Source organism: Roseiarcus sp. (assembly GCF_052145395.1).
Classification (GTDB): domain Bacteria; phylum Pseudomonadota; class Alphaproteobacteria; order Rhizobiales; family Beijerinckiaceae; genus Roseiarcus.
Window position 1 is genome coordinate 1 of record NZ_JBKQOT010000704.1, and the last position, 23,395, is coordinate 23,395.

Sequence of the window (23,395 nt, forward strand, 5' to 3'; positions counted from 1 at the left end):
CGCTGCGCGGAGGCAGCCCGCCAGATCCGCGAGCAGTTGCCGCCCTTGGTCAGCTGGAGGTCGGCGCGTGGCCGGGTCGGCAGAATGTTCTCGTGCAGATTGACGAGATTGATGCGCATCCAGATCGAGCGCGCCGTCGCCTTCGCTTCGTCGTCGTCGAGATCGGCGTACTGCCGGAAATAGCTGCGGGGATCGCGGAAGGCCGTGTTGCGCAGGCGCATGAACCGCTCGATGTACCACTGCTCGAGCAGCGCATCCTCGGCGTGCAGGAAGATCGAGAAGTCGAAGAAATCGGAAACGAAAGGAACCTCCTTGCCGTCGCGCGGCAGTCGGTTCGGCGCCAGGACGTTGATGCCCTCGACGATCAATATGTCAGGACGATCGACGGTGGTCGTCTCGCCCTGAACAATGTCGTAAGTGAGGTGCGAGTAGACCGGCGCAGCGACCTTGGGCTCGCCCGCCTTGACCGCCGACAGGAACCGGATGAGCGCGCTGCCGTCGTAGCTTTCCGGGAATCCCTTGCGGTCCATGATGCCCTGACGGATCAGCTCGGCGTTGGGGTGCAAAAAGCCGTCGGTGGTCACGAGCTGGACCTTGGGGGTGTTCGGCCAGCGCGTCAGCAGGGCCTGAAGCACGCGCGCCGTCGTGGACTTTCCGACTGCGACGGATCCGGCGATCCCAATGATGTACGGCACTTTTCCGTCGCGGGCCCCGAGAAACCGCTGCGTCGCCTTGAACAGACCCTGCGTCGCGGCGACGTAGAGCGCGAGCAGGCGCGAGAGGGGCAGATAGATCGCGACGACCTCGTCGAGCGAGATCGGGTCGTGGTTCGACTGCAGCTTGCGGAGGTCGTCGATCGTCAGGGTGAGCTGCGTGTCGGCGCGCAACTGCGCCCATTCGTCGCGCGTGAACCGACGAAACGGGGACTCGACTTTAGGGCGATTGACCAGCTGATCCATGTCGATCCCTTGGGGTTTCCGCTCCGCGGTCAGCCTTTGCGGGCCGCCTTTTCCTCATGACCGCTTTGGCGCGTCCGGCTTTCGAGTTCGGAGACGACCGATTGAAACGCGACCCCGCGCGACCGCAGGAGCACGAGCAGATGGTAGAGCACGTCGGCCGCTTCCGCGCGAACGGCGGCTTCGTCCTGAGCCACCGCCGCGACCGTCAGTTCGATCGCCTCTTCGCCGAACTTGCGGGCGCAGTGCGCCGCGCCCCTGTCGAGCAGACTGCGCGTGTACGACCTTTCGGCCGACGCGTCGGCGCGGCGGTCGATGATCTCGGCGAGGTCGTCAAGACTGAACATGATTTCGGCCTACCCCGATTTCTCGCCGACCGATAGGGGGAACAAAGGCGAAGGCGCCGGGGCTCAGAGGCGAATCTTGCGCTCGGTGTCGAGGAAACGATCGAAGAAACCTTCACCTTCTACCGCGTGCCACGCCAGCATCATAAGCATCTCAAGAGCCCAAACATGCTCGAACGCCTCGACGAGGAGATCAAGCGCCGAACCCACGTCGCGCGCATCTTCCCCAATGCCGAGGCCTGCCAGCGCCTCGTGCGAGCCTTAGCCGTCGAAACCCACGAGAACTGGCTCGAAGCCCACCGTTACCTCAATATGAACGACCTCAGGGAGCACAAGAAAACCGACCTCCGCAAAGCCGCCTAACCCAGCCAACCCATGACCGACTTTTGCAGAACTGACGCACTCAATCCGTCGCCGGTCCCCCTCCGACCGCCGCGCCGGCGCAAAAACCCACGCATCTTCGCGATAAGGAACCATCGCCGTCGGCGCTCTCCACGAAAAGGCTGCGTGGCGCCAGATCCAGCCGCGACAAACGCAATCCGTCCGCGAGCCCCAAATCCAGATAGGTCGCGCCCCGCCGCACGGCGCCCTTCCTCCTCGCGGTTTCCTCCTTGGAGGCTTTCGAACGCCGGCCCCGGCGCCTCGCATCACCGTTGCAAAGGGCCGGCGTCCGAAACCCCTCACCTTAGGCGGCATTCTGCGCTGAGTCCGCTGGCAACGGATCATCTTATTCCAGCGTCAGGCGCAGATTGCTTCCTTCGGCTCCAAAGTGAGCCAACCGGAAGTTGATCGGCCCACGACAGCTGCGTAGACATCGATCGGGTGCGGCCTGCCGATCAGAAAGCCTTGAGCTTCGAAGCAGCCGATTGATCTCAGGAACTCCTGCTGTTCTTTGGTTTCCACGCCTTCGGCAATCAGGGGCACGCCAAGCCCGCCGCCCAGGCCGATGATCGCTTTGATGATCGTTTCAGAATTCGGATTCTCATGCAGGCTCCGGACGAACGAAGCGTCGATCTTGATCTTGTCGAACGGGAAGGAATGAGCATAGGACAGCGACGAATAGCCCGTGCCGAAATCATCCATGGCCACTTTCACGCCTAAGGCTTTCAATTGGCGCAAGATCGCCGACACTCTCGAGAAATCGTGGATCAGAACGCTCTCGGTGATCTCCAATTCGAGGCGATGCGACGCCAAGCCGGTTCCCAACAGGGCGGAATGAACGATTTGCGGCAGCCCGTCCTTCAGGAATTGCTTGGGCGAGAGATTGACCGCGACCGTCAAGGGCCGCGGCCATGCCGCCGCTTCCCGGCAGGCCTCGCGCAACGCCCATTCCCCGATGGCCGTGATCAGTCCGCTTTCCTCTGCAATGGGAATGAACGCATTCGGCGGGACGAGGCCAAGGCAGGGATGGCGCCAGCGCAAGAGCGCCTCGAAGCCGAAAATCGCGCCGTCTGCGCCCGCCTGCGGTTGATAATGAAGGAGGAACTCGTCCCGCTCCAGGGCGTACTTGAGGTCCTGCATCAGCGCATGGCGCTCGCGCAGGCGACTGTCCGGGCCGGAGTCGAAGACACACGTTTTTCCCCCGCCTTCCGCCTTGGCGCGGTACAGGCCTGCATCCGCATTGGCGAGGACCGCCTCCATATCCCCATGGTCCGGATAGAGCGCGACGCCAACGCTGACGCCGATACGGATTTGCTTGTCTTCGATGTCAAAAGGCGAAGCGACCGCCCAGTGCAGCCGCTCGGCCAAATCTGACGCGCGTATGAGCCGCGACTTTCCGGAGACGACGGCTGCGAACTCATCGCCGCCGACACGGGCGATGTATGCGCCCCCCGCACCCGTCCGGAATCGTTGCGACGCTTGGAGCAAGAGCTCGTCGCCGATGACATGGCCAAAGACGTCGTTGACCTCCTTGAAGCGATCAAGGTCCAAGCAGAGGACAGCAACCGGGGTTCGGGTCTCGTCGGCTTCCGCGCGGGCGGCGGACAGCCGCTCATTGAAGGCCGCGCGGTTCGGCAGTCCGGTCAGGGTGTCGTGATGGGCCAGATAGTTGATCTTCTCTTCGGACTTCTTGCTTTCGGTGATGTCGATCACGTCGCCCCCGTAGCGAACCGAAGGGCCATCGGGGTGATTCATCGGACCGCCGCGCGTCATCAGCCAGCGCTGCGCGCCCCCTCTCTCGCACGTCCGCCATTCGAGAGCGATTTCACCGCCTTTCGCGACGGCCTCACGTTCCGCGCGCGACGCCGCGATACGGTCATCGGGGTGGACCGTCTCCGGCCAAGCGTTGTGGGACGGTTCACAAGAGTTCGGCTCAAGTCCGTAAAGTTTCCAGAGTTCATCCGACCAGACATTCAAGTCGGTCGTCAAATCCCATTCCCACGCGCCGGCGTTGGCCGCCGTCAAGGCGAAGCGGAGACGTTCCTCGCTGTCGTGCAGGGCTTCCGCCGCGCGCACGCGCTCGATCGCCTCCCATGTCCGCTCAGCGACTTCCTCCACCAGCGACACGTCCATGGCGGTCCACCGCCGCGGCTCCTGGTGGTGGACTGACAGCACAGTGACGAGCCTCCCGTCCTTGACCAACGGCGCCCTTAGAAACGCACCGATTTGTCGAGCGAGGTGGTTCGACGCCGCGATGTCCGATCCGAGACGCGGGTCCGCGGCGACGTCGTCGATGGCGCTGACCTTAGCTGCGCGCAGGTTGTCGACGAGGGCGAAGCCATAATCCGCAAGTCTGTGCACGCCAATGCTCGTCGGCATCGATCCGTCGGTCCATTCGCGCCTTATGATCGCTTATTCCTGCTTGGCGTCGATCTCAGCGTAGACGACCTGATGGCAGCCCAACTGTTTGCCGAGGCGTTCGCTGACAACCGCGATGATTTCGAAGGGGTCGCGCAGCGGCTTGATCGCGTCGGACAGCTCGAGTTGGAAGGATTGGCGTTGCGCCGCCTCGAGTTGCGCCGTTTGCAGCCGCTTCTCCTCCGTAATGTCCGTTTGAACGCCGTTCCAGAGGATTCGTCCGTCCGGTTGCGGGTCGGGGCGCGAATGCAGCCGCATCCATCGCACTTCGCCATCCGCACGGCGAAACGGGACCTCCACAGCGAAATCGGTCAGGTCGCGCGTGGCGGCTTGTCGAGCCTCCGACAGCGTTGACCGGTATTCGGGGAGGATCTGCGAAAACAACGCGTCGCCGTTGGCCAGAGCCTCCTCAACCGCGATGCCGGTGATCTTTTCGATGCCGGCGCTGAGGTAAAGAAATCGCGGTGTTCCGTCTTGATCCGGCACGTATTGGAAGATTGAATTGTTGGGCAGGTTATCGCCCACGGCGCGCAATCTCGCCTCACTCTGGCGCAGCCTTTCCTGGTCGATGACGCTTTCCGTAATGTCCGTCCACACGCCGTTCCAGAGGATCTCTCGGTTCGACCGTCGCGCCGGGCGCGCACGCAGCCGCATCCAACGCACTTCGCCATCCTTGCGGCGAATCGGGACCTCCACAGCGAAATCGGTCAGGTCGCGCGCAGCGGCGCGTTCAGCCTCAAGCAGCTTTGGCAAATATTCGGGCAGGACCTGCGCGTACAACGCGCCGGCGTCGGCCAGAGCCTCCTCGACCGCAACGCCAGTGAGCCTTTCAACGCTGGCGCTGATGTAAAGAAATCGCGCGTTTCCTTCCGGATCGCGCGTATATTGAAAGACGACGCTATCGGGCAGGTTATCGCCCATCGCACGCAAGGCCGCCTCGCTCTCGCGCAGCCTTTCCTGGTCGGCGACGCTTTCCGTAATGTCCGTCTGAACGCCATTCCAAAGCAATCGACCGTCCGGCTGTGTTTCGGGACGCGCACGCTGCCGCATCCAACGCACCTCGCCATCCTTGCGGCGAATCGGGATTTCCACAGCGAAATCGGTCAGGTCGCGCTTGGCGGCTTGCTCAGCCTCCAGCAGCTTTGACAAACATTCGGGCAGGACTAGCGCGTACAACGCGCGAGGGTCGGCCAGAGCCTGCTCAACAGTAACGCCTGTGAGCCTTTCAACGCCGGCGCTGATATACAGGTACTGTGGGTTTCCAGACGGATCGCGCCTATAGCGGTAGACGAAGCTGTCGGGCAGGTTATCGCCCACCGCACGCAAGGTGGCCTCGCTCTGGCGCAGCCTTTCCTGGTCAGCGATCTATCCGTAATGTCTTCGGCATAAATGACGATGCCGCCGATAGCGCCGTCCGGGCGGCGCCATGGACGAAGCTCCCACCGCAGCCATTGCTGCGAACCGTCCGCGCGTACGAATAGCTTGCGATCTTTGGTTATGGTCTCGCCGGCCTGGGCTCGGCGATGCAATTCCTTCCGGTGCGCAGGGATTTTCGGAAAAAGATCGTAATGCGACCGTCCGACGAAATCTCCCTCGAGGCGGAAAACACTTTGCCAGCGGCGGCTCGCTTCCAGATAGCGCATATTTCGATCGAATATGGCCAGGGAGCCCGGCGACAGCGTTATGAAGTAGCCCAACTGCGCCTCTTTCTGCGCGGTCAGGCAACGGGCGCAGTCGCGAGCTTGCCCCTCTTGCAAAGGTTCCGCGATCACGGTGGTGATCCTCCGAGGCGACCGCACCAAGTCTGGCGGCGATTTTCTGGCTGTTTCAGCAGAGAGAACATCTCCGGTAAGAGCAGGCGTACATCTTTCCTGGTCGGTTCAAGGGCGTGCTAAAGCTTTCGGCAATGTCGGGCGTCACGACCAAGTCTGGCGCTGACGTCGACGCGTTAACCCGGTGAGATTGCGACACGACAATCTCACCGAGTAGCTTTAGGTGAAACCGCCTAAGAAATGGTGTTTCGAACGCCTACAAACTGAAGCGGAGGCCGCGACCGCCTTGAGGGCAGCTTGGAGGCGGAGCCGGTTCATGACCAGGGTTCGGGTCCTGCGCATGCCTTGAGCGGAAGAGGAATGTGCGCTTGGAGTTGATGCGACGCGCTCGCCACGTCGTTAGCGAATAGACGGTGGTTGCGCGCTCCTGCCATTCCGTTGGGCGCCTGACGTTTAATTTTGACCCCTAAACCGCGAACACCTTGCCCGGATTGAACAGGTTCTGCGGATCAAAGGCCGCCTTGATCCGCCGCATCAGGTCGACCGCGGCGGTCCCGTGCTCGTCCTCCATGTAGGGGATCTTCTTCTGGCCGACGCCATGCTCGCCGGTGCAGGTGCCGCCCATGGCGATGGCGCGGTGGGCGAGGCGGGAGGCGAAGGCTTCCGCCGCCTCGATTTCCTTTGGGTTCGTCATGTCGACGAGGGGGCTCACGTGGAAATTGCCGTCGCCAACGTGACCGACGATCGGCGCAACGAGGCCGCTTGCGGCGATGTCCGCCAGCGTCTCCTCGACGCAGTCGGCGAGACGCGAGATCGGCACGCAGGTGTCGGTGGCGAAGGGACGCGCGCCGGGCCTCAGCGCCATCTGAGCGAAAAAGCCCTCGTGGCGCGCCTTCCACAGCTTGGTGCGCTCCTCGGGCTTTGTCGCCCAGATGAAATTCCCGCCGCCATTCTCTGCGACGATCTCGCCGAACCTCTGCGCCTGCTCGGCGACGCCGCTTTCCGTGCCGTGGAACTCGACGAGCAGCATCGGCGTCTCGGGCAGGCCGAGGTGGGCGTAGATGTTGAAGGCGCGCACCGACAGCGTGTCGAGACGCTCAATGCGGGCGCTCGGCAGGCCGGATTGGATGGTCTCGATCGTCGTGCTGCAGGCCGAGTGCACGTCGGGAAAGGAGCAGGTCGCCGCCGACACCGCCTCGGGCAGGCCTGCGAGCTTGAGCGTGACCTCGACGATGACTCCGAGCGTCCCCTCGGCCCCGACGAAGAGATGGGTGAGGTCGTAGCCGGCCGACGATTTTTTCGCACGCGTGCCGGTGCGCAAAAAAGTCCCATCTGCGGTGACGACGCCGAGCGACAGCACCAGCTCTTTCATCGTGCCGTAGCGCACGGCGTTGGTGCCCGAGGCGCGGGTCGAGGCCATGCCGCCGAGGGTGGCGTCGGCGCCCGGGTCGATCGGGAAGAACAGCCCGGAATCGTGCAGAAAGGCGTTGAGCTGGGTGCGGGTGACGCCGGGTTCGACCACGCAGTCGAGGTCCTCGGCGTTGACGGCCAGAATTGCGTTCATCCGCGAGCAGTCGAGCGACACGCCGCCGTGCGGCGCGTTGACATGGCCTTCGAGCGACGAGCCGACGCCGAAGGGAATGATCGGCGCGTCGTGTTTGGCGCAGAGCGTTACGAGGTCGACCACGTCGTCGCGCGTCTCCGCGAAGACGACCGCGTCCGGCGGCTGGTTCTCGAGCCAGGTCAGCGTATGGCCGTGCTGGCGCCGGATCGCCTCGGAGGCGGTGAAGCTGTTGCCGAAGCGCGCGGCGAGATCCGCGTTGAGGGCGGCGACGGTTTCCGGCGCGAGCCGGCCTTCGCGCTTGCGGACAGAAAGGGAGGGTTCGGCCATGGGCTGCGCGCCTTCGGGACGTTACGAAAAGCGCGAAGCCTAGACGCACAGTTACATCGTGGCTAGTGCGGGCGCCGCGTCATGCGGTCGCCGCCATCAGCGCCACGACTCGCTCCGCCAGCGCGGGCTCGCGCAACGCGGCGGCGGGCCTGGTGAGGCCGGTCACCTCGACCATGAGCTTGTGAACCTCGGGGTCGCGGGCGGCGAGTTGGAGGAGGGCGGCGCCGTAGCGGAGCCGATTCTCCAGATCCGGCGGGCGCTCGCCGCGGGTTTCGGGATGGATGAAGTCGGTGAGCGCGGTCCCCCAGGGCGCCGCGAGACATTCCTGGATGGCGGTGAAGTACTGCTCCGCGAGGCCGTCGAGCGGATCGGCGCGGTCGCACCGAGCCTCGAGCAAGTCCCGCAGGACGACCGCCTCTTGCGCAGCGACGCTCATACCCTGGCCGAAAACGGGGTTGAACCGGCAGACCGAGTCGCCGATCGGGATGAGCCCGCACGGGGGCCGCGGCAGCCTCTCGAAATGGCGGCGCACGCTCGCCGGGAGATTGTAGCGGGCGATGTCTCCGACCGGCCTTGCTCTCGCAATCGCGTCGTGGATCGTCGGCCTTCGGAAAGTCTTGGTGAAGGCGAGGAAACCGTCCAGGTCGTCGGGCGGATTGTCGCCATGCCTCCCGCCGATCGAGACGATCCATCGGCGATTCTCGAGCGGCAGGATCAAGCCGCCGCGGAATTCCTTCGGCGGCTCGGGAAGGTGAGTCACCCCTTTCCACTCGGGCGCGGGATCGGGAACCTCGAAGATTGCGGATGCATAGCCGATGTCGATGCCAATCTCAGTTTGCTCCGGCGGCGCCGCTCCGATTGCGTCGAAGAACGCCAAGGTCGGCCCCGCTCGGCCGGACGCGTCGATCACGAGGTCCGCCGGGAGGCGTTCAGACGTCGTCGAGCCGTCGTCGACCCGAACCGCTGCAACGCGATCGCGATGCGGCGCAGGGATGATCTCGGCTGCCCGAGCGCGCGGGCAGAGCTCGATATTGCCCTCCGCGCCGAGCCGGCGCCGGCATACCGCCTCGAGCAATGGGCGGGACATCGAGAACACGTCGAACCCGAGGTCGCGGACCGGAAACGGATCGTATCCCGGGCGCTCCCAGATCACGTCGCGACCGGTCCGGACCGGAACCGCGCCGGCGTTTACAAGGTCGTTGCGAAAGCCGGGGAAGAGTTGCTGGAGCGCCCTCAGGCCCCCAGCGAGCAGCGCATGCGCATGGCGCGCCTGGGGCGTCCCGACGCGCGGCGCTGGGGCGCCAGGAAGCGCGTCGCGGTCGAGAACGATCACGCGCTCAAAGAACGGCGATACGGCTTTTGCGGCCGCCAAGCCGCCCATTCCTGCGCCGATCACGACGGCCTGCTGTCCAAATGTCCTGAGCATGGACGTCTTCCTCCCGGTTGCCCGGAAAGCGGATCCGGGTCGGCCATAGCTACGCCCGCGCTTGCGAGCGACAGACTTTCGAGTCACGCTTTTCCCCGGACAGAGGAGGGAACGCAGTGACCGACATCACACATCGGACCGTCGAGGCGAACGGCATCCGCATTCATTGCGCCGAAGCCGGCGAGGGGCCGCTCGTTCTCCTCTGCCACGGCTGGCCGGAGTCGTGGTACTCGTGGCGCCATCAACTCAAGGCGCTCGCGGAAGCGGGCTTTCGAGCCGTCGCGCCGGACATGCGCGGCTATGGTGAGACCGACCGTCCGGACGCGATCGAGAGCTACACGCTTTTCCATCTCGTGGGCGACATGGTCGGGATTCTCAATGCGCTCGGGGCCGAGCGCGCGGCCATCGTCGGGCACGACTGGGGTGCGCCGGTCGCCTGGCACGCGGCCCTGCTGCGTCCCGATCGCTTCCGCGCCGTCGCGGGCCTCAGCGTGCCGTTCCGCCCGCGCGGGTCGGCCCGTCCGACGAGCGCGATGCCGCAGACCGAGCAGACCTGGTTCTACCAGCTTTATTTCCAGGACCCCGGCGTGGCCGAGGCCGAGTTCGAGCGCGACCCTCGCGCGACGATCCGGCGCCTGCTCTACTCCGCCTCGGGCAATGTTCCGCGGCGGAACCCGATCGACGCGCGGGGGGACGCCGCGCCCGGCATGGTTCCGCGGACTGGCGGCTTTCTCAGCCGGATGGTCGATCCGCCGACGCTGCCGGCGTGGCTGACCGAGGCGGACATCGACTTCTACGCCGGCGAATTCGCCAGGACCGGCTTCCGCGGCGGCCTCAACTGGTACCGCAACATCGACCGCAACTGGGATCTGATGGCGCCCTTCGCCGGTCTCAAGGTGGCGGTTCCCGCCCTCTATGTCGCGGGCGACCGCGACCTCGTCGTCGGCTTCGCCGGCGCGGCGCAGTTGATCGCGAACCTCAAGAGCTTCGTTCCCGAACTGCGCGACACCGTGATGCTGCCGGGCTGCGGCCACTGGACCCAGCAGGAGCGGCCGGAGGAGGTCAACGCTGCGCTGCTGCGGTTCCTGCTCAGCCTCCCGTAGAAGCGGCGCTCAGCCGAGCTTCTCGCTCTCGCCGGCCTTGCCGCGCACCCAGTAGCCCGCCGCCTTGAGCCACGCCGGCGGATGCCGCCGCTCCTCGAGCATGTGGAGTTTCAGCGCCCGGGCGATCTGAGCCTCCGCGGCGATCCAGACGTAGCCGTCGCCCTTCGGCGCCGCCCAGGCGTCGAGCGCCTCGCGCAACAGCGCGGCGTCGTCGCGGCTCTGGCCCGAACGGGTGATCCAGACCGGCCGCCAGTCGGCGCGCGCCTCAATCGTCTGGATCTCGCCCGCGTCGTCGACGACGACGATCGTCGTCACCGGGACGCCCGGCCGCAGCCCCTCCACCCGCCGGCCGATCGCCGGCAGCGCCGTCTCGTCGCCCATGAGCAGGTAATGGTCGAAATCGTCGGCGACGACCTGCGAGCCGCGCGGGCCGCCGATCTCCAGCGGGTCGCCCGGTCTGGCGTTCTGCGCCCAGGCCGTGGCCGGGCCCGCCTCGTGCAGGGCGAAGTCGATCGCCAGCGTCGACCGCGCCCCGTCGAAGGCGCGCGGCGTGTAGTCGCGCATGCTGACGCCCTGCGGCGCGGCGGGATCGGGGACGAACACCTTCACGTGATCGTCCGGCGAAGGACTGGCGAAATCGGCGAGTTCGGGCGACGTGAACTCGATCCGCCGCATTTTTGGCGTGACCAGGAATGCGCGCTGAACCGTGACGCGGCGCCGCTTCGACTCGCGGCGGATGCGCTCGATCCGGTGGAACTGCGGGGCGGGAGCGTTCATGATCGAGGCCCTCACAGGCGCTCAATCCGGCGCGCCGCCTCGTCGATCGCGTCGGCGACCGAGAACAGCAGATCCTTGCCGGGTTCGCCCGAGAGGCGCTGCCTCAAGGCCGCCTTGAGGTTCGACATTGCTCGGTACACAGGGCCGGCGTCGAGCGCCTCGTCCTTCCGTCCCAGTGCGTCGAGCCGCGCCAGCGCCGCCTCCGCCTCGGCCCGGTTCGCGTTGAGATGGGCGAGACCTTCCGGGGTGACGGCGTAGAGCTTCTTGGCGCCTTCGGAAGCGCGCGCCTCGACCTGGCCAAGCTCTTCGAGCAGCGTCAACGTCGGATAGACGACGCCAGGGCTCGGCGCATAGGCGCCGCCGGTGCGCGACTCGATCTCGCGGATGAGGTCGTAGCCGTGGCGGGGCTCGGCCTCCATCAGGAGCAGCAGCACGAGGCGGAATTCGCCGCCCTCGAACATGCGCCGCCGTCCGCGCGCTTCGCCGTCGTCCTCGCCACGCCGGCCGAAGCCGTGACGCCCGAACCCGCGATGACCGAAGCCGCGCCGGCCTTCGCCGCCGTGCATGAGCGCGTCAGAGTGTCGTACGCCCCAGCCGCGCCATTCGCGGGACTCGGAGCGGTTTTCCATATCGCGGTCGCCGAACCGTGCCCGGCGTTCCATTTCATAGTGATGTCTCATAATTTTCCTTGCTTGATGATATCGCCGTTCTCAGCGACGCATCTGAGATATATCTACGACACTCTTTGTCAAGCGAGATGCGAAAAGTTTTTCAGGCGCCCCTCACCGGAGGCCGCCTGCACAATTTCCCATTAAGACAAAAAGAAGGAGCGGCGCCACGGCACGTAGTGGGCGCGGCTCCGGCCGCTCTGGCGGGTTAGCGGCGTTGCTAGGCCGGCTCCATGCCGAAGCGGCGCTTGGGCTCGGCGGTTTCGGGCGCGTTGAGGAAGGCGATCAGCGCGAGGGCTTCCTCGACGCGCGCCGATCGCGCGCCGACGCCGATCGAGAAGGTCGTGACCGACTGGACGGGCGGTGGGACGAGGCCCACGATAGCGATCCCCGGCTCGTCGAGGAATTCGCTGAGCTGCTGGACGCCGATCTCCGCCTCGCCGCGGGCGACGAGCGCCGCCACGGGCACGCCCGGCTTGGCCTGGACGAGGCGCGGAGCGCCGCCTGCGGGATCGACGCCCCAGCCCTTCATCACTTCGAGAAGATGCGTCCCGCTCGGGCCGGTCGAATAGCCGACCGAGCGAGCGGCAAGGAGGGCGGCCTTGACCGCCTCGGCGTCGCCGATGTCGGGCGCCGGCGCGCCGGACCGCACTGCCAACGCCATCGCGGAGCGGACGAAGCCGGCCGTGGTTCCGGCGACGAGAAAGCCCTCGGCGTCGAGCTTCGCCATGACGTCGGCCGCGAGCGCGACGATGTCAAACCGCTCCCCGGCGCGCACCCTCTTGGCGGCGTCGACGCCGCCGACCGCCTCGATCGCCGCTAACCCGCCGGTTGCCTTCTCGTAGCGCTGTGCGAGCTCTGTCAGCACGCGTCGCGTCGCCATCGAGGAGATGCCGGTGACCGGTTGAGCCATGAGAGCCTCCCTGCGAAAAGCGGCGCGCGCTTGAGGCCGGTATAGCGCAAGCCCGCGTCCCGTCCTACTCTGCGCGTCGCTCCTGCCCGCCGGTCGCCAGCAGCCAATCTCGATGCGGTCCAGGCTCGATTGGACGGCCCGAGCGCCGCGCGGCGGATCGTCAGGCGTAGAAGGCCGGGCGCGGCGGCGTAACGATCGGCGCGACGGCGCCGGTGCGCATGGCCTCGAGACAGGCGTCGGCGGTCACGGCGGCGAAATAGCCGTCCCAGGCGTTGGGACCGTTGACCTTGCCGGCCTTGGCCGCCTCGATCCAGTCCTGCAGCTCGACGTCGTAGGAGTCGATGAAGCGCAGCTTCCAGTCCTGCATGACCGCCGTCGAGAGCTTTGCGTCGCGGCGCAAAACGACGCTTTCCGGCTCGGGCAAACTCGCGACGCCCTCTTCGCCCACGACTTCGCACCGGATGTCGTAGCCGTAGCGGCAGTTGACGAAGACCTCGCCGTCGATGCGCACGCCGTTCTTGGTCGCAAGCAGGACGATGATCGGATCGTTCAGCTTCGCGTGCGTGTGCTTGGTGTTCCGTGGGACGAGCACCTGAGCCGAGACGTAATCGTCGTTGATGAGCCAGCGCAGGACGTCGATCTCGTGAATGAACGTGTCGACGATCGCCATGTCGCTGACGTAGGCCTCGGGCACCGACGGATTGCGGTGCGCGCAATGGACCATCAGCGGCGCCCCGATGACGCCGTCGTCGATCGCTTTCTTCAGCGCGCGGTAGCCCTTGTCGTAGCGGCGCTGGAATCCGACCTGCACGAGATGGCGGCCCGAGGCGATTTCCGCCTCGACAATGCGCAGGCTGGCGTCGGCAGTCGTGGCGAGCGGCTTTTCGCAGAAGACCGGCTTGCCTGCCTTGATCGCGGCGAGCACATAGGCCTCGTGCGTCGGCCCCCAGGAGGTGACGACGACGGCCTGGACTTCCGGCGCCGCGATCAGCGCCTCGCCGTTCGCGTAGACCTTGGCGCCGGCCAACTCGGCGGCGGCTGCCTCAGCCTGTTTCGCATTGACGTCGGCGAGCGCCACGACTTTCGCGCCGACGAGTTTGTTCGCCAATCGGTTGATGTGCTCTTTGCCGATCATTCCGACGCCGATGACGCCGATGTTGAGGGTCATGTTCTTCTTCCTTGATAATGGGCGGCGCAGCAGCCTCCCTGTTCGACTCACGCCTTCCGCTTCGTCCAATATTTGTCGACGTATTTCTGCATGGTCTCGCGCATATAGCGGCCCGACTCGTCGGCGCGCTCCTCCCAGGCGAAGACGCAAGACGTCATGATACCGTCGAAGCCGACGGCGGCGAGCGACGAGAAGAACTGGTCCCAGTTCACCTCGCCCTGGCCTATGTCCATGTGCTGGTGGATGGTCACCTTCGCGCCCGGCGGATTGCAGATGTAGCGCAGGCCGGACGACGCCTTGTGGTTGTAGGTGTCGGCGACGTGGACATGCGCGATGAGCGACCCCGCGTCGCGGATCATCTTCGGAATGTCGTCGCCGAAATAGAAGGTGTGCGGCGCACAGTAGAGGAATTTGACCGCCTTCGATCCGATTGTCCGGATCATGTCTACCGCGGGGTGGAGCGTCTCGCACCAGTCCTCCGGATGCGGCTCGATGTTGAGCTGGACGCCTTCCTTTTCGAACACGGGCACGAGTTCCTCCATCGAGCGCCACCAGGCGGCCTCGCTCGATTCGTGGGTGAACTGGCCGCTGCAGCAGTTTGCCGAATGCCCGCGGTCCGGCGAAGGGCCGCGGCCGAACTCGGAGTTCATCGTGTCGACGCCCATCTCAACCGCGATCTCGATCGCCTTCTTCCAGTAGCGCACCGCGGTCTGGCGCTCGTCCTCGTGCGGGCTCGCCCAGCGATACATCGGCAGGAGCGAGGCGATCTTGACCCCGTGGTCTTTCAGCGATTTCTTGAAGCTGGCGATGCGTTCCGGGTAGGCGCGCGGATGCACCCACCAGGCCAAGAAATCGTCGCGCGGCGAGAGCTCGATCCACTCGTAGCCGAGCTCGGCCACCTTGCGCGGCAGCTCATCGAGCGAGAGATGGCGGTGCATGTACGGGTCAAGCGCAATTCGCATGAGATGTCCTCCCGAGGTCCCTGGTTGCTATCGGTAGTCGATCCAGACGCCGCCGGCCTCGGCCGAGCGCACGCAATTCTTCACCCCTCGCACGCCGTCGACGCCGGCGAGACGCCGCCCCTCCGATTCACCGCGATGTCCGTGGGGCGATGAAGGCGGGATTACGCCGCCAGCGCCTCGCGCAGGTAGGCCATGCTTTCGCGCACGGCGCCGATCGGATCGCTGAGGCTGTGAACCTCCTTGGCGAAGGGCTCGAACGACACCACCCCGTCGTAGCCGTCGGAATAGAGCCGGCGGAGCTGCTCGACGTTTCCAAGACGATCCTTCGGGCCGACAAGCACGCGATGGCCGTCGAGCATATCGGTGAAGGTGATCGCGGAGTCTTCGAGCCCCGAAATGTGTACGAGGCCGGTGCGCTTGGCGTACACGGTCTCCTCCCCGGCGCCACGATGATGGAACGTGTCGTGCACGAGAGAGTAGACGTCGGCGCCGCCGATGTCGTCGATCGCGGCGAGCGCGTCGCGCTTCAAGCGCAGCGACGACACCGGGAATCCGAGCGGCTCGACGAACCCCTTGAGGCCGTGGGCCTCGAGGATCGGGCGGATTTCGGCGAGGGCGGCGCGAAGACCGGCTCTCTTCTCCGGAGTGTCCTCCAGCATCTTGCCTTCGTTCAGCGGGCACATGACGAGTCCGGTCGCGCCGGCGGCTGCGGCAAGCGTGGCGAGCGCCTCGGTCTGCCGGGCGCGCTCCTCGTTCCAGACATTGAAGGGATAGAGCGCGTTGACGCTGCGGACCTCAAGGCCAGCGTCCGTGGCCTTGGCGCCGACCCTGCGAGCCGTTTCGACATCCTTCAGGCTGTTCTCGCCGACATCGTTACGCAACTCAATCGCGACAGCGCCGAGCTTGACGGCCGCGTCGACCAATTCATCGGGCGTTAGCGCCGGATCGATCATATGGTTGAAGCCGAACCTGATGGGACGCGTCGTCATCTGAGTTTCCTGCACGTTTCGTTCTGGACAAACAAAGGGCCATTTGAGCGGGGCCAGATCGAGCGGCCCTCCGAAAGGCGGCCGCTCAACCAGGGACCCGCCCCGCACTCACACGGACTTCCGCCGCCGCTGCCGGTACTGGTCGGCGACCACCGCCGCGATGATGACGCCGCCCTTGATGATTTCCTGGTAGTGCGCGTCGACGTTGAGAAAGGTGAAGCCCGAAGTGAGAATGCCGAGGATGACCGCGCCGATGACGGTGCCGGTCATGCGTCCGACTCCGCCCGAGAGCGACGTGCCGCCGATGACAGCCGCCGCGATCGCGTCGAGCTCAAAGCCCATACCGACTCCCGCCTGGCCGCTGATCGCCCGCGCCGTATGCACAATGCCCGACAAGCCCGAGAGCAAGCCCGCGAACATATAGACGACCACGGTGTGGCGCTCGACGTCGATGCCCGAGACGCGCGCGGCGAGCGGGTTCGCGCCGATCGCGTAGGTGAACTTGCCGTAGCGCGTGTAGCGTAGCGCGATGTGGAAGATGAAGGCGACGCCGAGGAAAATGAAGACCGGCCACCAGCCCGCGCCGATGGCGGCGAAGGACTCGGTCAGATTGCCGATCGGTTGGCCGTTTGTATACCAGTCGGCGACGCCGCGCGCCGACACCATCATGCCGAGGGTCGCGATGAAGGGGGGGATCTTGGTGTAGGCGATCAGCCAGCCGTTGATGATGCCGACAAGAAGTCCGCAGAGCAGTCCCGCCGCCACCGGAAAGATCGGGCTGAGGCCGAGGAGGCTCGGATAGATCGCATGCGGCGCGTCCGCGGCTTGAGCGAGGCTCGCCGCGATCATCGCCGTCATGCCGACAACCGAGCCGGACGAGAGGTCGATGCCCGCCATGATGATGGTCATAGTGACGCCGACGGCGATGATGCCGATCTCCGATTCCTGCAGGATCATGATCTTGAGACGAAGGGGATTGGCGATGAAGCTCTGGCCGACAAAGATCCAGCCAAGCACTTCAAAGAGCAGCATCATGCCGATCATCACGCCGAGGATGCTGAGCTCCGGCGGAAGACGGCGGCGTCCGGCGGCCGGCGTGTCGGCGGCCGCGGGAGGCGAGGTGGAGGAAATTTCGGTGGCCATGGTTTTTGTTCCTGAGCCTTCGGCTGGCGCCGCTATTGCGACGCGAGCTCCATGATCCTGACCTGGGTTGCGTCCTTGCGGTCAACGATTCCGGTCATTCGGCCCTCGTGCATGACGAGGATGCGGTCGCTCATGCCGAGCACTTCGGGGAGCTCTGACGAGATCATCAAGACCGCGACTCCCTGGCCGGCGAGCTCGGTGATCAGCTTGTGGATCTCGGCCTTGGCGCCGACGTCGATACCGCGCGTCGGCTCGTCGAGAATGAGGATCCTGGGCTTGATCATCAACCAGCGGGCGATCAGCACCTTCTGCTGATTGCCTCCCGAGAGATTGATGACAGGCTCTTCGAGATCAGGAGTGCGCACCCTGAGACGCGCCTTCTGCTGCAGGCAAAGCGCCTCGATCTCACGCTCGTTGACGAAGCCCACCGTCGAATGGCCGTGGCGCAGGAGCGCCATCTGCATGTTGGCCATGATGTCGAGCAGCAGGAACAGGCCGCTTTCTTTGCGATCCTCGGTGAGGAACGCCATGCCGGCGTCCATCGCCATGCCGGGGTTCTTGATCGCGATCTCCTTGCCGTTGATCAGGATCGCGCCCGAGGTCGCCGGAGTCACGCCGAACAGGGTTTCGGCGACGTTGCTGCGTCCCGAACCGACAAGGCCGGCGAAACCGAGAATTTCGCCCTTGCGCAGATCGAAGGAGACGCCGCGAAACCTGCCTTCGAGGCCGAGTTCGCGAACCGAGAGGACGACGTCGCCGATCGGGACCGTCTCCTTCGGGAACATCTGGGTAATCTCGCGCCCGACCATCAGGCGGATGATGTCGTCGCGGGTGACATCGGCGGCGGCGTGCTCGCCGACGAAGCGGCCGTCGCGGAACACCGACACCTCGTCGGCGATCTCGAACAGCTCGTTCATCTTGTGGGTGATGTAGACGATGCCTTTGCCCTGGGACTTGAGCGTCCGGATGATCTTGAACAGATGCTCGACCTCGCGTTCGGTCAGCGCGGAGGTCGGCTCGTCCATGATGAGAACGTCGGAATCGTAGGACACCGCCTTGGCGATCTCGACCATCTGGCGATTGGCGACGGAAAGGTCGCGGATCTCCGCTTCCGGATCGAGCGGAATGTCGAGCTGCTTGAACAGCGCCTGGGTCCGGCGGCGCATTTCATCATGTCGCACCAATCCGAAACTGTTCAGCGGCTCGCGACGGATCCAGATGTTTTCGGCCACTGTCATAAAATTCATCAGGTTGAGTTCCTGATGGATCATGGCGATGCCGTACTGGAGCGCATCGAGGGGCGAAGTGAGCTTGATCTCCTGGCCCTTCAGTCTGAAAGAGCCCGCGTCGGGCGTGTAGACGCCGGCAATGATCTTCATCAAGGTCGACTTGCCGGCGCCGTTCTCGCCCATCAGCGCATGCACGTGCCCGCGCTTGAGCCTGAACGACACGTCGTCGAGCGCGAGCACGCCGGGGAAGGCCTTGCGGACGCCCTCGACTTCGAGCAGGTATTCAGCGCCGGGGACGACGCCGCTTTGCCGGATGATTTCCGCGGTCGTAGGACTGATGGTCGCCATGGCGCTTCGTCCCGATCATTTTCGGCGCCGCCTTGTTCCCGGGGCATGCGCCAATTCTACCACATTTTTCCCTTTGGGAAGGCCCGGAGGCGCGCTGGGAGGAAAACGCGCCTCCGGCGGTCGCCTGTCCCCGGGAGCCCGAGGACAGGGCGTTCCGTCAGTTCTTCTTCATGTAGTGGTCAAGGTTGGCCGGGGTGACGAGTTCGAAGGGGATCTTGACCCACTTCTCGACCGGCTTGCCGGCGGAGAGCGCGAGCGCGGCGTCGACCGCCCCCTTGCCTTGCCCGGCGGCGTTCTGGAACACGGTAACCTTGAGGTCGCCAGCCTTCATCGAGGCGAGCGCATCCTGCGTCGCATCGACGCCGCCCACGATCGATGCTGCCTTGGTATCGATACCAGCGGCCTTCATCGCCTGGAGAGCGCCGATCGCCATTTCGTCGTTGTTGGAAACGACGGCATCGAACTTCATGCCCTTCGACAGCCAGTTGGTCATCAGGTTCTGACCCTTCGTGCGATCCCACTCTGCGGTCTGCTCGGCGATGATCTTCATGCCCTTGCACTCGGGGGTCGCGATCACGTCATGGATGTCCGCTGTGCGCTGCACCGCGGCCTGATTGGAGAGCTGGCCCTCGATGACCAGGATATCGCCCTTACCTCCGAGCAGCTTGCAGATCTGCTGCGTCTCGTAAGTTCCGGATTCCTTCTCGTCAGAAGCAACGACTGCGGCCTTGGGCCCGAGCTTGCTGATGTCCGCCGGCAGGCGATTGACATAGACGAGCGGCACGCCAGCGTCGGCGGCAGCCTTGGTGATGGCGGGGGTCGCGGAGGTGTCGACGGGGTTGACGATGATCGCGTCCATGCCGTTGGCGATGAAGTTCTGGACCTGGCTAATTTGCTTCGAGACGTCGTCCTTGGCGTCCTCGATCTGGAGGGTTACGCCCGGCTGCGTCTTGGCGTAGTCGGCCATGCCGTTACGCAGCACGGTCAGGAAGTTGTCGTCGAACTTGTCCATCGACACGCCAATCTTGGTGGCGAACGCAGGACTCGCGAGCATGGTGGCGGCGATAGCCGCAATCAGAATGCGTTTCATTTCAACTCTCCTCCCAGATGACGACCGTCAGGCCGGTCAGGCGTTCCATGCGGCCCCGGAGCTCTTAGCGCGGGCGTCCGCAGACTTTCGTAGCAAACGTTCCAATCGAAGTCAATAATGGAACGAGCCTTCCGGCCGAATCTTTTTTGCTGGACTGCTGACAGCGCGGTTTCACAAGCGAGGTCAAGTTCATAGCCGCCCCGCAGAGGGGCGATCTCTCCGGTATTGAAACCCGACCGGGGCGGCCGCCGCTGGTCACCCGCTTAAATCGTGAAAGCGGCGCGAAACGCGGCGAGTGCGGCCTCGGGATCGCGGGAGGCGAAAGCCTCCATGCAGACCGGACCACGGTAACCCATCGCGTCCAGGGCATGGGCGACGCCGGGGTAGTTGACCTCGCCGGTTCCCGGCTCCTTGCGTCCAGGCACGTCGGCGACCTGGATCTCACCGATCCAGGGCTGACACCTGCGGCACCAGGAGATCAAGTCCCCCTCGCCGATCTGCACATGGTAGAGGTCGAGGTTCAGACGCAGTTCCGGCCGGTCGATCGACGAGACCAGCGTCAATGTGTCCTCCACCCGGGCGAACGGAACGCCTGGGTGATCGACGGGCAGATTCAGGTTCTCGAGCATGAAGGTGACGCCGTGTTCGGCGCCGAGGTCGGCGATCCGGTTCAAAGTGTCGCGCGCCTTGAGCCACATCGCCCCGGTGACCACGGAACATGGCGTCACCGGCAGGCCGCCCTCGCCGAGGCCGGTTCCGTGGAGGTTCAGCCGGTGGACTTTCAGCCGCTTGCCGACGTCGATCGACTGGCGCGCGGTCACGAGAAGCTCGTGCGCGCCTTCTTCGTCCGCCAGCCGGCCGCGGATATATCCCGTCATCGAGGAGAAGACCGCGCCGGACCTTTCCAGCATGTTCTGGTCGTGGGCGCGCCAGTCCCAAATGCCCACCTCAAAGCCGAGTTCGGTCAGCCGCCGCAGGCGCCATTCCATGGGTTTGTCCAGCCATAGCATTTCGGCGCAGGCGGAGAGTGTGAAGGGTTGACTCATAATCGTCGCTCGACTGTGATTGGGGCATGACGCCTTCAGGTTAGACCCGCTCCATCATTGCGGCCATCGTCTGCCGAGCGAGGCGCATTCGGGCGCCGGCCGGCGTCATTCGGCGCGCGTTCGGCATGCGTTGGACGCGCGTTCGACATGCGTTTGACGCGCGTTCGGCGCTGGACTTGACCCTCTTATTCACCCGTGAATCGTGACTTTTCAATGCGTTAACTCGACTTTGCGAAAAAATCCTTTCGCGCGAATTGTCTTCGTCATGCGGCCCATCCCCGGGTACCGGCCGCGTCCCGTCCAGACGGCGTCCATCCGATTGCGCTTGGTCTGAGGCATGAAGGGAGCATAGAGGAATTTCTGCTTTTACGCAATCAAAGGCGGGAGCCCGTTCGGTTTTCGCGAGATCGATCGACGCTCGACCACCGCGACGCGGCGGCCTCAACGAAGGCCGGCCTCGGCGAGAAAGCGCTTGAGATTGTTGTAGCCCATCGTCACATAGCGCTTGGGATTGGCTTTCTTCGGATCCTGCTCGGCCTCAATCACGACCCATCCCGAATAGTCGGGAAGAGCCTTGAACACGCCGGCGAAGTCGATGCAGCCGTCGCCGGGCACGGTGTAGACGCCCTCGAGAACGGAATCGAGGAAGGACCAGTTTTCCGCTTTGGCCTTGGCGGCGACGTCTTTGCGAACGTCCTTGGCGTGGACGTGGCCGATCCGGCCGGCGTAGGTCTTCGCCATGCCAACGGCGTCGCCGCCCGCCCAGGTGATGTGGCCGGTGTCGAGCAGCAGCTTTACCGCGGGGCCGGTCCCGGCCATGAAGCGGTCGACCTCGTCAGACGTCTGAATGACGGTGCCCATGTGATGGTGGTAGACGACCTGAAGCCCGAAATCCCTGACGAGTTCGGCGAAACGGGTCATGCGCGGCAGGAAGACGGCCCACTCGGCGTCGGTCAGGACCGGCCGGCTGGACAGCGGCGCGGACTTCGTCCCGTGAACCGTGCGCGTGCACTCGCAGGTGACGAGGACCTCCGCGCCCGCGTCCTTGCGCAGCTTGAGATCGGCCTGAGCCGCGGCGAACTCCGCGTCCGCGTCGCGTTCGAGCAGGAAGGTCGAATACCAGCCGGAAATGAATACGAGCCCGTACGCGGCGAGCTTGGCCTTCAGCTCTGGCGCCGTGTTGGGAAACTTGTTGCCCTTCTCCATGCCTTCGAGACCGATGTCGCGGGCCTCGCTCAGGCATTGCTCAAGGGAGATGTCGCCGCCGATCTCCACCATGTCGTCGTTGGACCAGCAAATCGGATTGGCGCCGATACGGATCATTCGCTTACTCCCTGTTCAGCCGCGCGGCCGCAACCTCACACCTTGTGGGCGCGCCGGGCGCTCAGCGGCTCCCCGCCCGGCCGTTTCGCTGTGCGCGCCGGCCGGGTTTGAGATCGACCGGAACATTCTACCTCTTCGCTCATTCAGAATTCAAGTTCTATTTCTTGATCGATGGAGCGCCGTCGACACCGGCGTTACGCGCGCAGCGGCCCCATTGCGCCGCGAGCCTGCGTTTTCGAAAAACGATATGGACGAAACGATCCATTTGTGCTAGGCGATGGAATGCTCATGCCAATGACTGGCGCTTGGCCGAGACAAGGCGCTTGTGGATTGGGCGTATGATGGAGGAGAGGACTGACGTGACCATCTCAACCCCCAACGCATCTCCGCTGTATCGAACCGTGCACGGCGCGCCGACCGACGTTTGGAACGACTCATGCTCGCCGCGGGAGCTCGAATACGCGATCGGCAACGGCGCGGTCGGCGCGACGACCAATCCGTCCATCGTCCTGGGGGTCCTGAAAAAGGAATTTGACGTCTGGAAGGGCAAGCTTCGGCAGCTGATCGACGATAACCCGACGGCCACCGAAGACGCGATCGCCTGGAAGCTGATCGAGCAGGTGGGGCTCAAGGGGGCCGAGATGCTGCTGCCGGTGTTCGAGCGGGAGCGCCATCTCAAGGGGCGTCTCTCGATGCAGACGAACCCGGTCAATTACAGAGATTCTTCCAGCCTCGTGGAACAAGCGGTTCATTTCAACGGGCTCGCGCCGAACATCCAGGTGAAGATCCCCGCAACTGCGGCGGGGATTGCAGCGATCGAAGAGGTGACCCGCCTGGGCGTCAACATCAACGCAACGGTCAGCTTCACGCTGCCGCAGGCGGTCGCCGTGGCCGAGGCGGTGGAGCGCGGTCTCAACCGTCGCGCCAAGGAAGGTCACGACGTCAGCGACATGAGGCCGGTCTGCACGCTTATGATCGGGCGATTGGACGACTGGCTGAAAGTGGTCGCCGCCCGCGAGGGCGTCCTCACGACGCCAGGCCATCTCGATTGGGCCGGCATCGCCACCTTCAAGAAGGCCTACGGCCTCTTCAAGGCGCGCGGGTATCGCGCGCGGCTGCTTGCTGCAGCCTACCGCAACCATCTGCACTGGTCGCAACTGATCGGCGGCGACGTCATTCTGACCATCCCGTACGAATGGCAGGTGCAATTCAACAAGTCCGACGTCGAGGTCAAGCCGCGTATCGACGACCCCGTCGACCCGGCGATCGTCGACGATCTCTACCGGAAATTCGCCGAATTCCGCCGCGCCTACGACGAGGACGGCATGTCGGTTGCGGAATTCGACCATTACGGCGCGACCGTCAGGACGCTGCGCTCGTTCATCGAGGCGTACCGGGATCTGACGGCGTTGGTGCGCGATTCGATGCTGCCGAAGCCCTGAGGGGAG

19 protein-coding genes and 2 pseudogenes are annotated in these 23,395 nt (G+C 64.8%); 3 read left to right on the top strand and 18 right to left on the bottom strand.

Going from position 1 to position 23,395, the window contains the following annotated elements:
• Positions 1-959: type I pantothenate kinase (coaA, locus tag ACLP25_RS24040; protein WP_442471645.1), on the bottom strand; the 959-nt coding region annotated here is incomplete at its 3' end.
• A 29-nt stretch (positions 960-988) separates the two neighbouring features.
• A complete protein-coding gene (locus ACLP25_RS24045) occupies positions 989-1,303 on the bottom strand; it encodes a phosphoribosyl-ATP diphosphatase (protein WP_442471646.1) in 315 nt (104 codons plus the stop codon).
• An 87-nt stretch (positions 1,304-1,390) separates the two neighbouring features.
• Here ACLP25_RS24045 and ACLP25_RS24050 point away from each other — a divergent pair.
• Positions 1,391-1,663 (top strand): annotated as a pseudogene (locus tag ACLP25_RS24050) (transposase); the annotation flags it as partial.
• Between the two features lie 375 nt (positions 1,664-2,038).
• Here the strand turns inward: ACLP25_RS24050 and ACLP25_RS24055 are convergent.
• From ACLP25_RS24055 to ACLP25_RS24075, 5 genes and pseudogenes are all read right to left on the bottom strand, one after another.
• Positions 2,039-4,060: a putative bifunctional diguanylate cyclase/phosphodiesterase gene (locus tag ACLP25_RS24055; protein WP_442471647.1), complete on the bottom strand. Its 2,022-nt coding sequence runs from the start codon at positions 4,058-4,060 to the stop codon at positions 2,039-2,041.
• A gap of 33 nt (positions 4,061-4,093) precedes the next feature.
• Positions 4,094-5,464 carry a PAS domain-containing protein gene (locus ACLP25_RS24060; RefSeq protein WP_442471667.1) on the bottom strand — a complete coding sequence of 457 codons (1,371 nt, stop codon included), beginning with the start codon at positions 5,462-5,464 and terminating at the stop codon, positions 4,094-4,096.
• A gap of 2 nt (positions 5,465-5,466) precedes the next feature.
• A pseudogene (locus tag ACLP25_RS24065) lies at positions 5,467-5,898 on the bottom strand (PAS domain-containing protein); the annotation flags it as partial.
• Between the two features lie 439 nt (positions 5,899-6,337).
• The gene (locus ACLP25_RS24070) at positions 6,338-7,762 is read right to left on the bottom strand and encodes an FAD-binding oxidoreductase (protein ID WP_442471648.1); all 1,425 of its coding nucleotides are present in this window, start codon (positions 7,760-7,762) and stop codon (positions 6,338-6,340) included.
• Positions 7,763-7,841: 79 nt separating this feature from the next.
• A complete protein-coding gene (locus ACLP25_RS24075) occupies positions 7,842-9,188 on the bottom strand; it encodes an FAD-dependent oxidoreductase (RefSeq protein ID WP_442471649.1) in 1,347 nt (448 codons plus the stop codon).
• A 116-nt stretch (positions 9,189-9,304) separates the two neighbouring features.
• Here ACLP25_RS24075 and ACLP25_RS24080 point away from each other — a divergent pair, with 116 nt between their 5' ends.
• On the top strand, positions 9,305-10,291 hold the full coding sequence (locus tag ACLP25_RS24080; RefSeq protein WP_442471650.1) for an alpha/beta fold hydrolase: 987 nt from the start codon (positions 9,305-9,307) through the stop codon (positions 10,289-10,291).
• Between the two features lie 9 nt (positions 10,292-10,300).
• On the opposite strand, the gene ACLP25_RS24085 is transcribed toward ACLP25_RS24080, so the two are convergent.
• From ACLP25_RS24085 to iolE, 11 genes are all read right to left on the bottom strand, one after another.
• Positions 10,301-11,068, bottom strand: coding sequence for a siderophore-interacting protein (locus ACLP25_RS24085; protein ID WP_442471651.1), 768 nt, complete (start codon positions 11,066-11,068; stop codon positions 10,301-10,303).
• A gap of 11 nt (positions 11,069-11,079) precedes the next feature.
• Positions 11,080-11,748 carry a PadR family transcriptional regulator gene (locus ACLP25_RS24090; RefSeq protein ID WP_442471652.1) on the bottom strand — a complete coding sequence of 223 codons (669 nt, stop codon included), beginning with the start codon at positions 11,746-11,748 and terminating at the stop codon, positions 11,080-11,082.
• 208 nt (positions 11,749-11,956) lie between these two features.
• Complete coding sequence (locus ACLP25_RS24095; protein ID WP_442471653.1) at positions 11,957-12,649, bottom strand: substrate-binding domain-containing protein; 693 nt, start codon at positions 12,647-12,649, stop codon at positions 11,957-11,959.
• Positions 12,650-12,809: 160 nt separating this feature from the next.
• Positions 12,810-13,817 (bottom strand): Gfo/Idh/MocA family oxidoreductase, encoded by a 1,008-nt coding sequence (locus ACLP25_RS24100; protein WP_442471654.1) that lies wholly within the window; start codon positions 13,815-13,817, stop codon positions 12,810-12,812.
• Positions 13,818-13,864: 47 nt separating this feature from the next.
• Positions 13,865-14,779, bottom strand: a complete 915-nt coding sequence (locus ACLP25_RS24105; protein WP_442471655.1) for a sugar phosphate isomerase/epimerase family protein — start codon at positions 14,777-14,779, stop codon at positions 13,865-13,867.
• A gap of 161 nt (positions 14,780-14,940) precedes the next feature.
• Entirely contained in the window at positions 14,941-15,768 is an 828-nt protein-coding gene (locus ACLP25_RS24110; RefSeq protein WP_442471656.1) for a TIM barrel protein, read from the bottom strand.
• Positions 15,769-15,876: 108 nt separating this feature from the next.
• Positions 15,877-16,911, bottom strand: coding sequence for an ABC transporter permease (locus ACLP25_RS24115; RefSeq protein WP_442471657.1), 1,035 nt, complete (start codon positions 16,909-16,911; stop codon positions 15,877-15,879).
• A gap of 32 nt (positions 16,912-16,943) precedes the next feature.
• Positions 16,944-18,488 (bottom strand): sugar ABC transporter ATP-binding protein, encoded by a 1,545-nt coding sequence (locus ACLP25_RS24120; RefSeq protein ID WP_442471658.1) that lies wholly within the window; start codon positions 18,486-18,488, stop codon positions 16,944-16,946.
• A gap of 157 nt (positions 18,489-18,645) precedes the next feature.
• Positions 18,646-19,578: a sugar ABC transporter substrate-binding protein gene (locus ACLP25_RS24125; RefSeq protein WP_442471659.1), complete on the bottom strand. Its 933-nt coding sequence runs from the start codon at positions 19,576-19,578 to the stop codon at positions 18,646-18,648.
• 263 nt (positions 19,579-19,841) lie between these two features.
• On the bottom strand, positions 19,842-20,624 hold the full coding sequence (locus ACLP25_RS24130) for a TIM barrel protein (RefSeq protein ID WP_442471660.1): 783 nt from the start codon (positions 20,622-20,624) through the stop codon (positions 19,842-19,844).
• A 441-nt stretch (positions 20,625-21,065) separates the two neighbouring features.
• Entirely contained in the window at positions 21,066-21,947 is an 882-nt protein-coding gene (gene iolE, locus ACLP25_RS24135) for a myo-inosose-2 dehydratase (RefSeq protein WP_442471661.1), read from the bottom strand.
• 359 nt (positions 21,948-22,306) lie between these two features.
• Between iolE and ACLP25_RS24140 the strand changes: the two genes are divergently transcribed.
• Positions 22,307-23,389: a transaldolase family protein gene (locus tag ACLP25_RS24140; protein WP_442471662.1), complete on the top strand. Its 1,083-nt coding sequence runs from the start codon at positions 22,307-22,309 to the stop codon at positions 23,387-23,389.
• Positions 23,390-23,395 lie beyond the last annotated feature (6 nt).

Excerpts from the sequence above, each read along its gene's own strand:
- ACLP25_RS24045 (WP_442471646.1), bottom strand. The coding sequence starts at position 1,303 with ATGTTCAGTCTTGACGACCTCGCCGAGATCATCGACCGCCGCGCCGAC.
- iolE (WP_442471661.1), bottom strand. The coding sequence starts at position 21,947 with ATGATCCGTATCGGCGCCAATCCGATTTGCTGGTCCAACGACGACATG.
- ACLP25_RS24105 (WP_442471655.1), bottom strand. The coding sequence starts at position 14,779 with ATGCGAATTGCGCTTGACCCGTACATGCACCGCCATCTCTCGCTCGAT.
- ACLP25_RS24100 (WP_442471654.1), bottom strand. The coding sequence starts at position 13,817 with ATGACCCTCAACATCGGCGTCATCGGCGTCGGAATGATCGGCAAAGAG.
- ACLP25_RS24055 (WP_442471647.1), bottom strand. The coding sequence starts at position 4,060 with ATGCCGACGAGCATTGGCGTGCACAGACTTGCGGATTATGGCTTCGCC.
- ACLP25_RS24115 (WP_442471657.1), bottom strand. The coding sequence starts at position 16,911 with ATGGCCACCGAAATTTCCTCCACCTCGCCTCCCGCGGCCGCCGACACG.
- ACLP25_RS24125 (WP_442471659.1), bottom strand. The coding sequence starts at position 19,578 with ATGAAACGCATTCTGATTGCGGCTATCGCCGCCACCATGCTCGCGAGT.
- ACLP25_RS24095 (WP_442471653.1), bottom strand. The coding sequence starts at position 12,649 with ATGGCTCAACCGGTCACCGGCATCTCCTCGATGGCGACGCGACGCGTG.
- ACLP25_RS24130 (WP_442471660.1), bottom strand. The coding sequence starts at position 20,624 with ATGAGTCAACCCTTCACACTCTCCGCCTGCGCCGAAATGCTATGGCTG.
- ACLP25_RS24070 (WP_442471648.1), bottom strand. The coding sequence starts at position 7,762 with ATGGCCGAACCCTCCCTTTCTGTCCGCAAGCGCGAAGGCCGGCTCGCG.
- ACLP25_RS24075 (WP_442471649.1), bottom strand. The coding sequence starts at position 9,188 with ATGCTCAGGACATTTGGACAGCAGGCCGTCGTGATCGGCGCAGGAATG.
- ACLP25_RS24085 (WP_442471651.1), bottom strand. The coding sequence starts at position 11,068 with ATGAACGCTCCCGCCCCGCAGTTCCACCGGATCGAGCGCATCCGCCGC.
- ACLP25_RS24120 (WP_442471658.1), bottom strand. The coding sequence starts at position 18,488 with ATGGCGACCATCAGTCCTACGACCGCGGAAATCATCCGGCAAAGCGGC.
- ACLP25_RS24090 (WP_442471652.1), bottom strand. The coding sequence starts at position 11,748 with ATGAGACATCACTATGAAATGGAACGCCGGGCACGGTTCGGCGACCGC.
- ACLP25_RS24110 (WP_442471656.1), bottom strand. The coding sequence starts at position 15,768 with ATGACGACGCGTCCCATCAGGTTCGGCTTCAACCATATGATCGATCCG.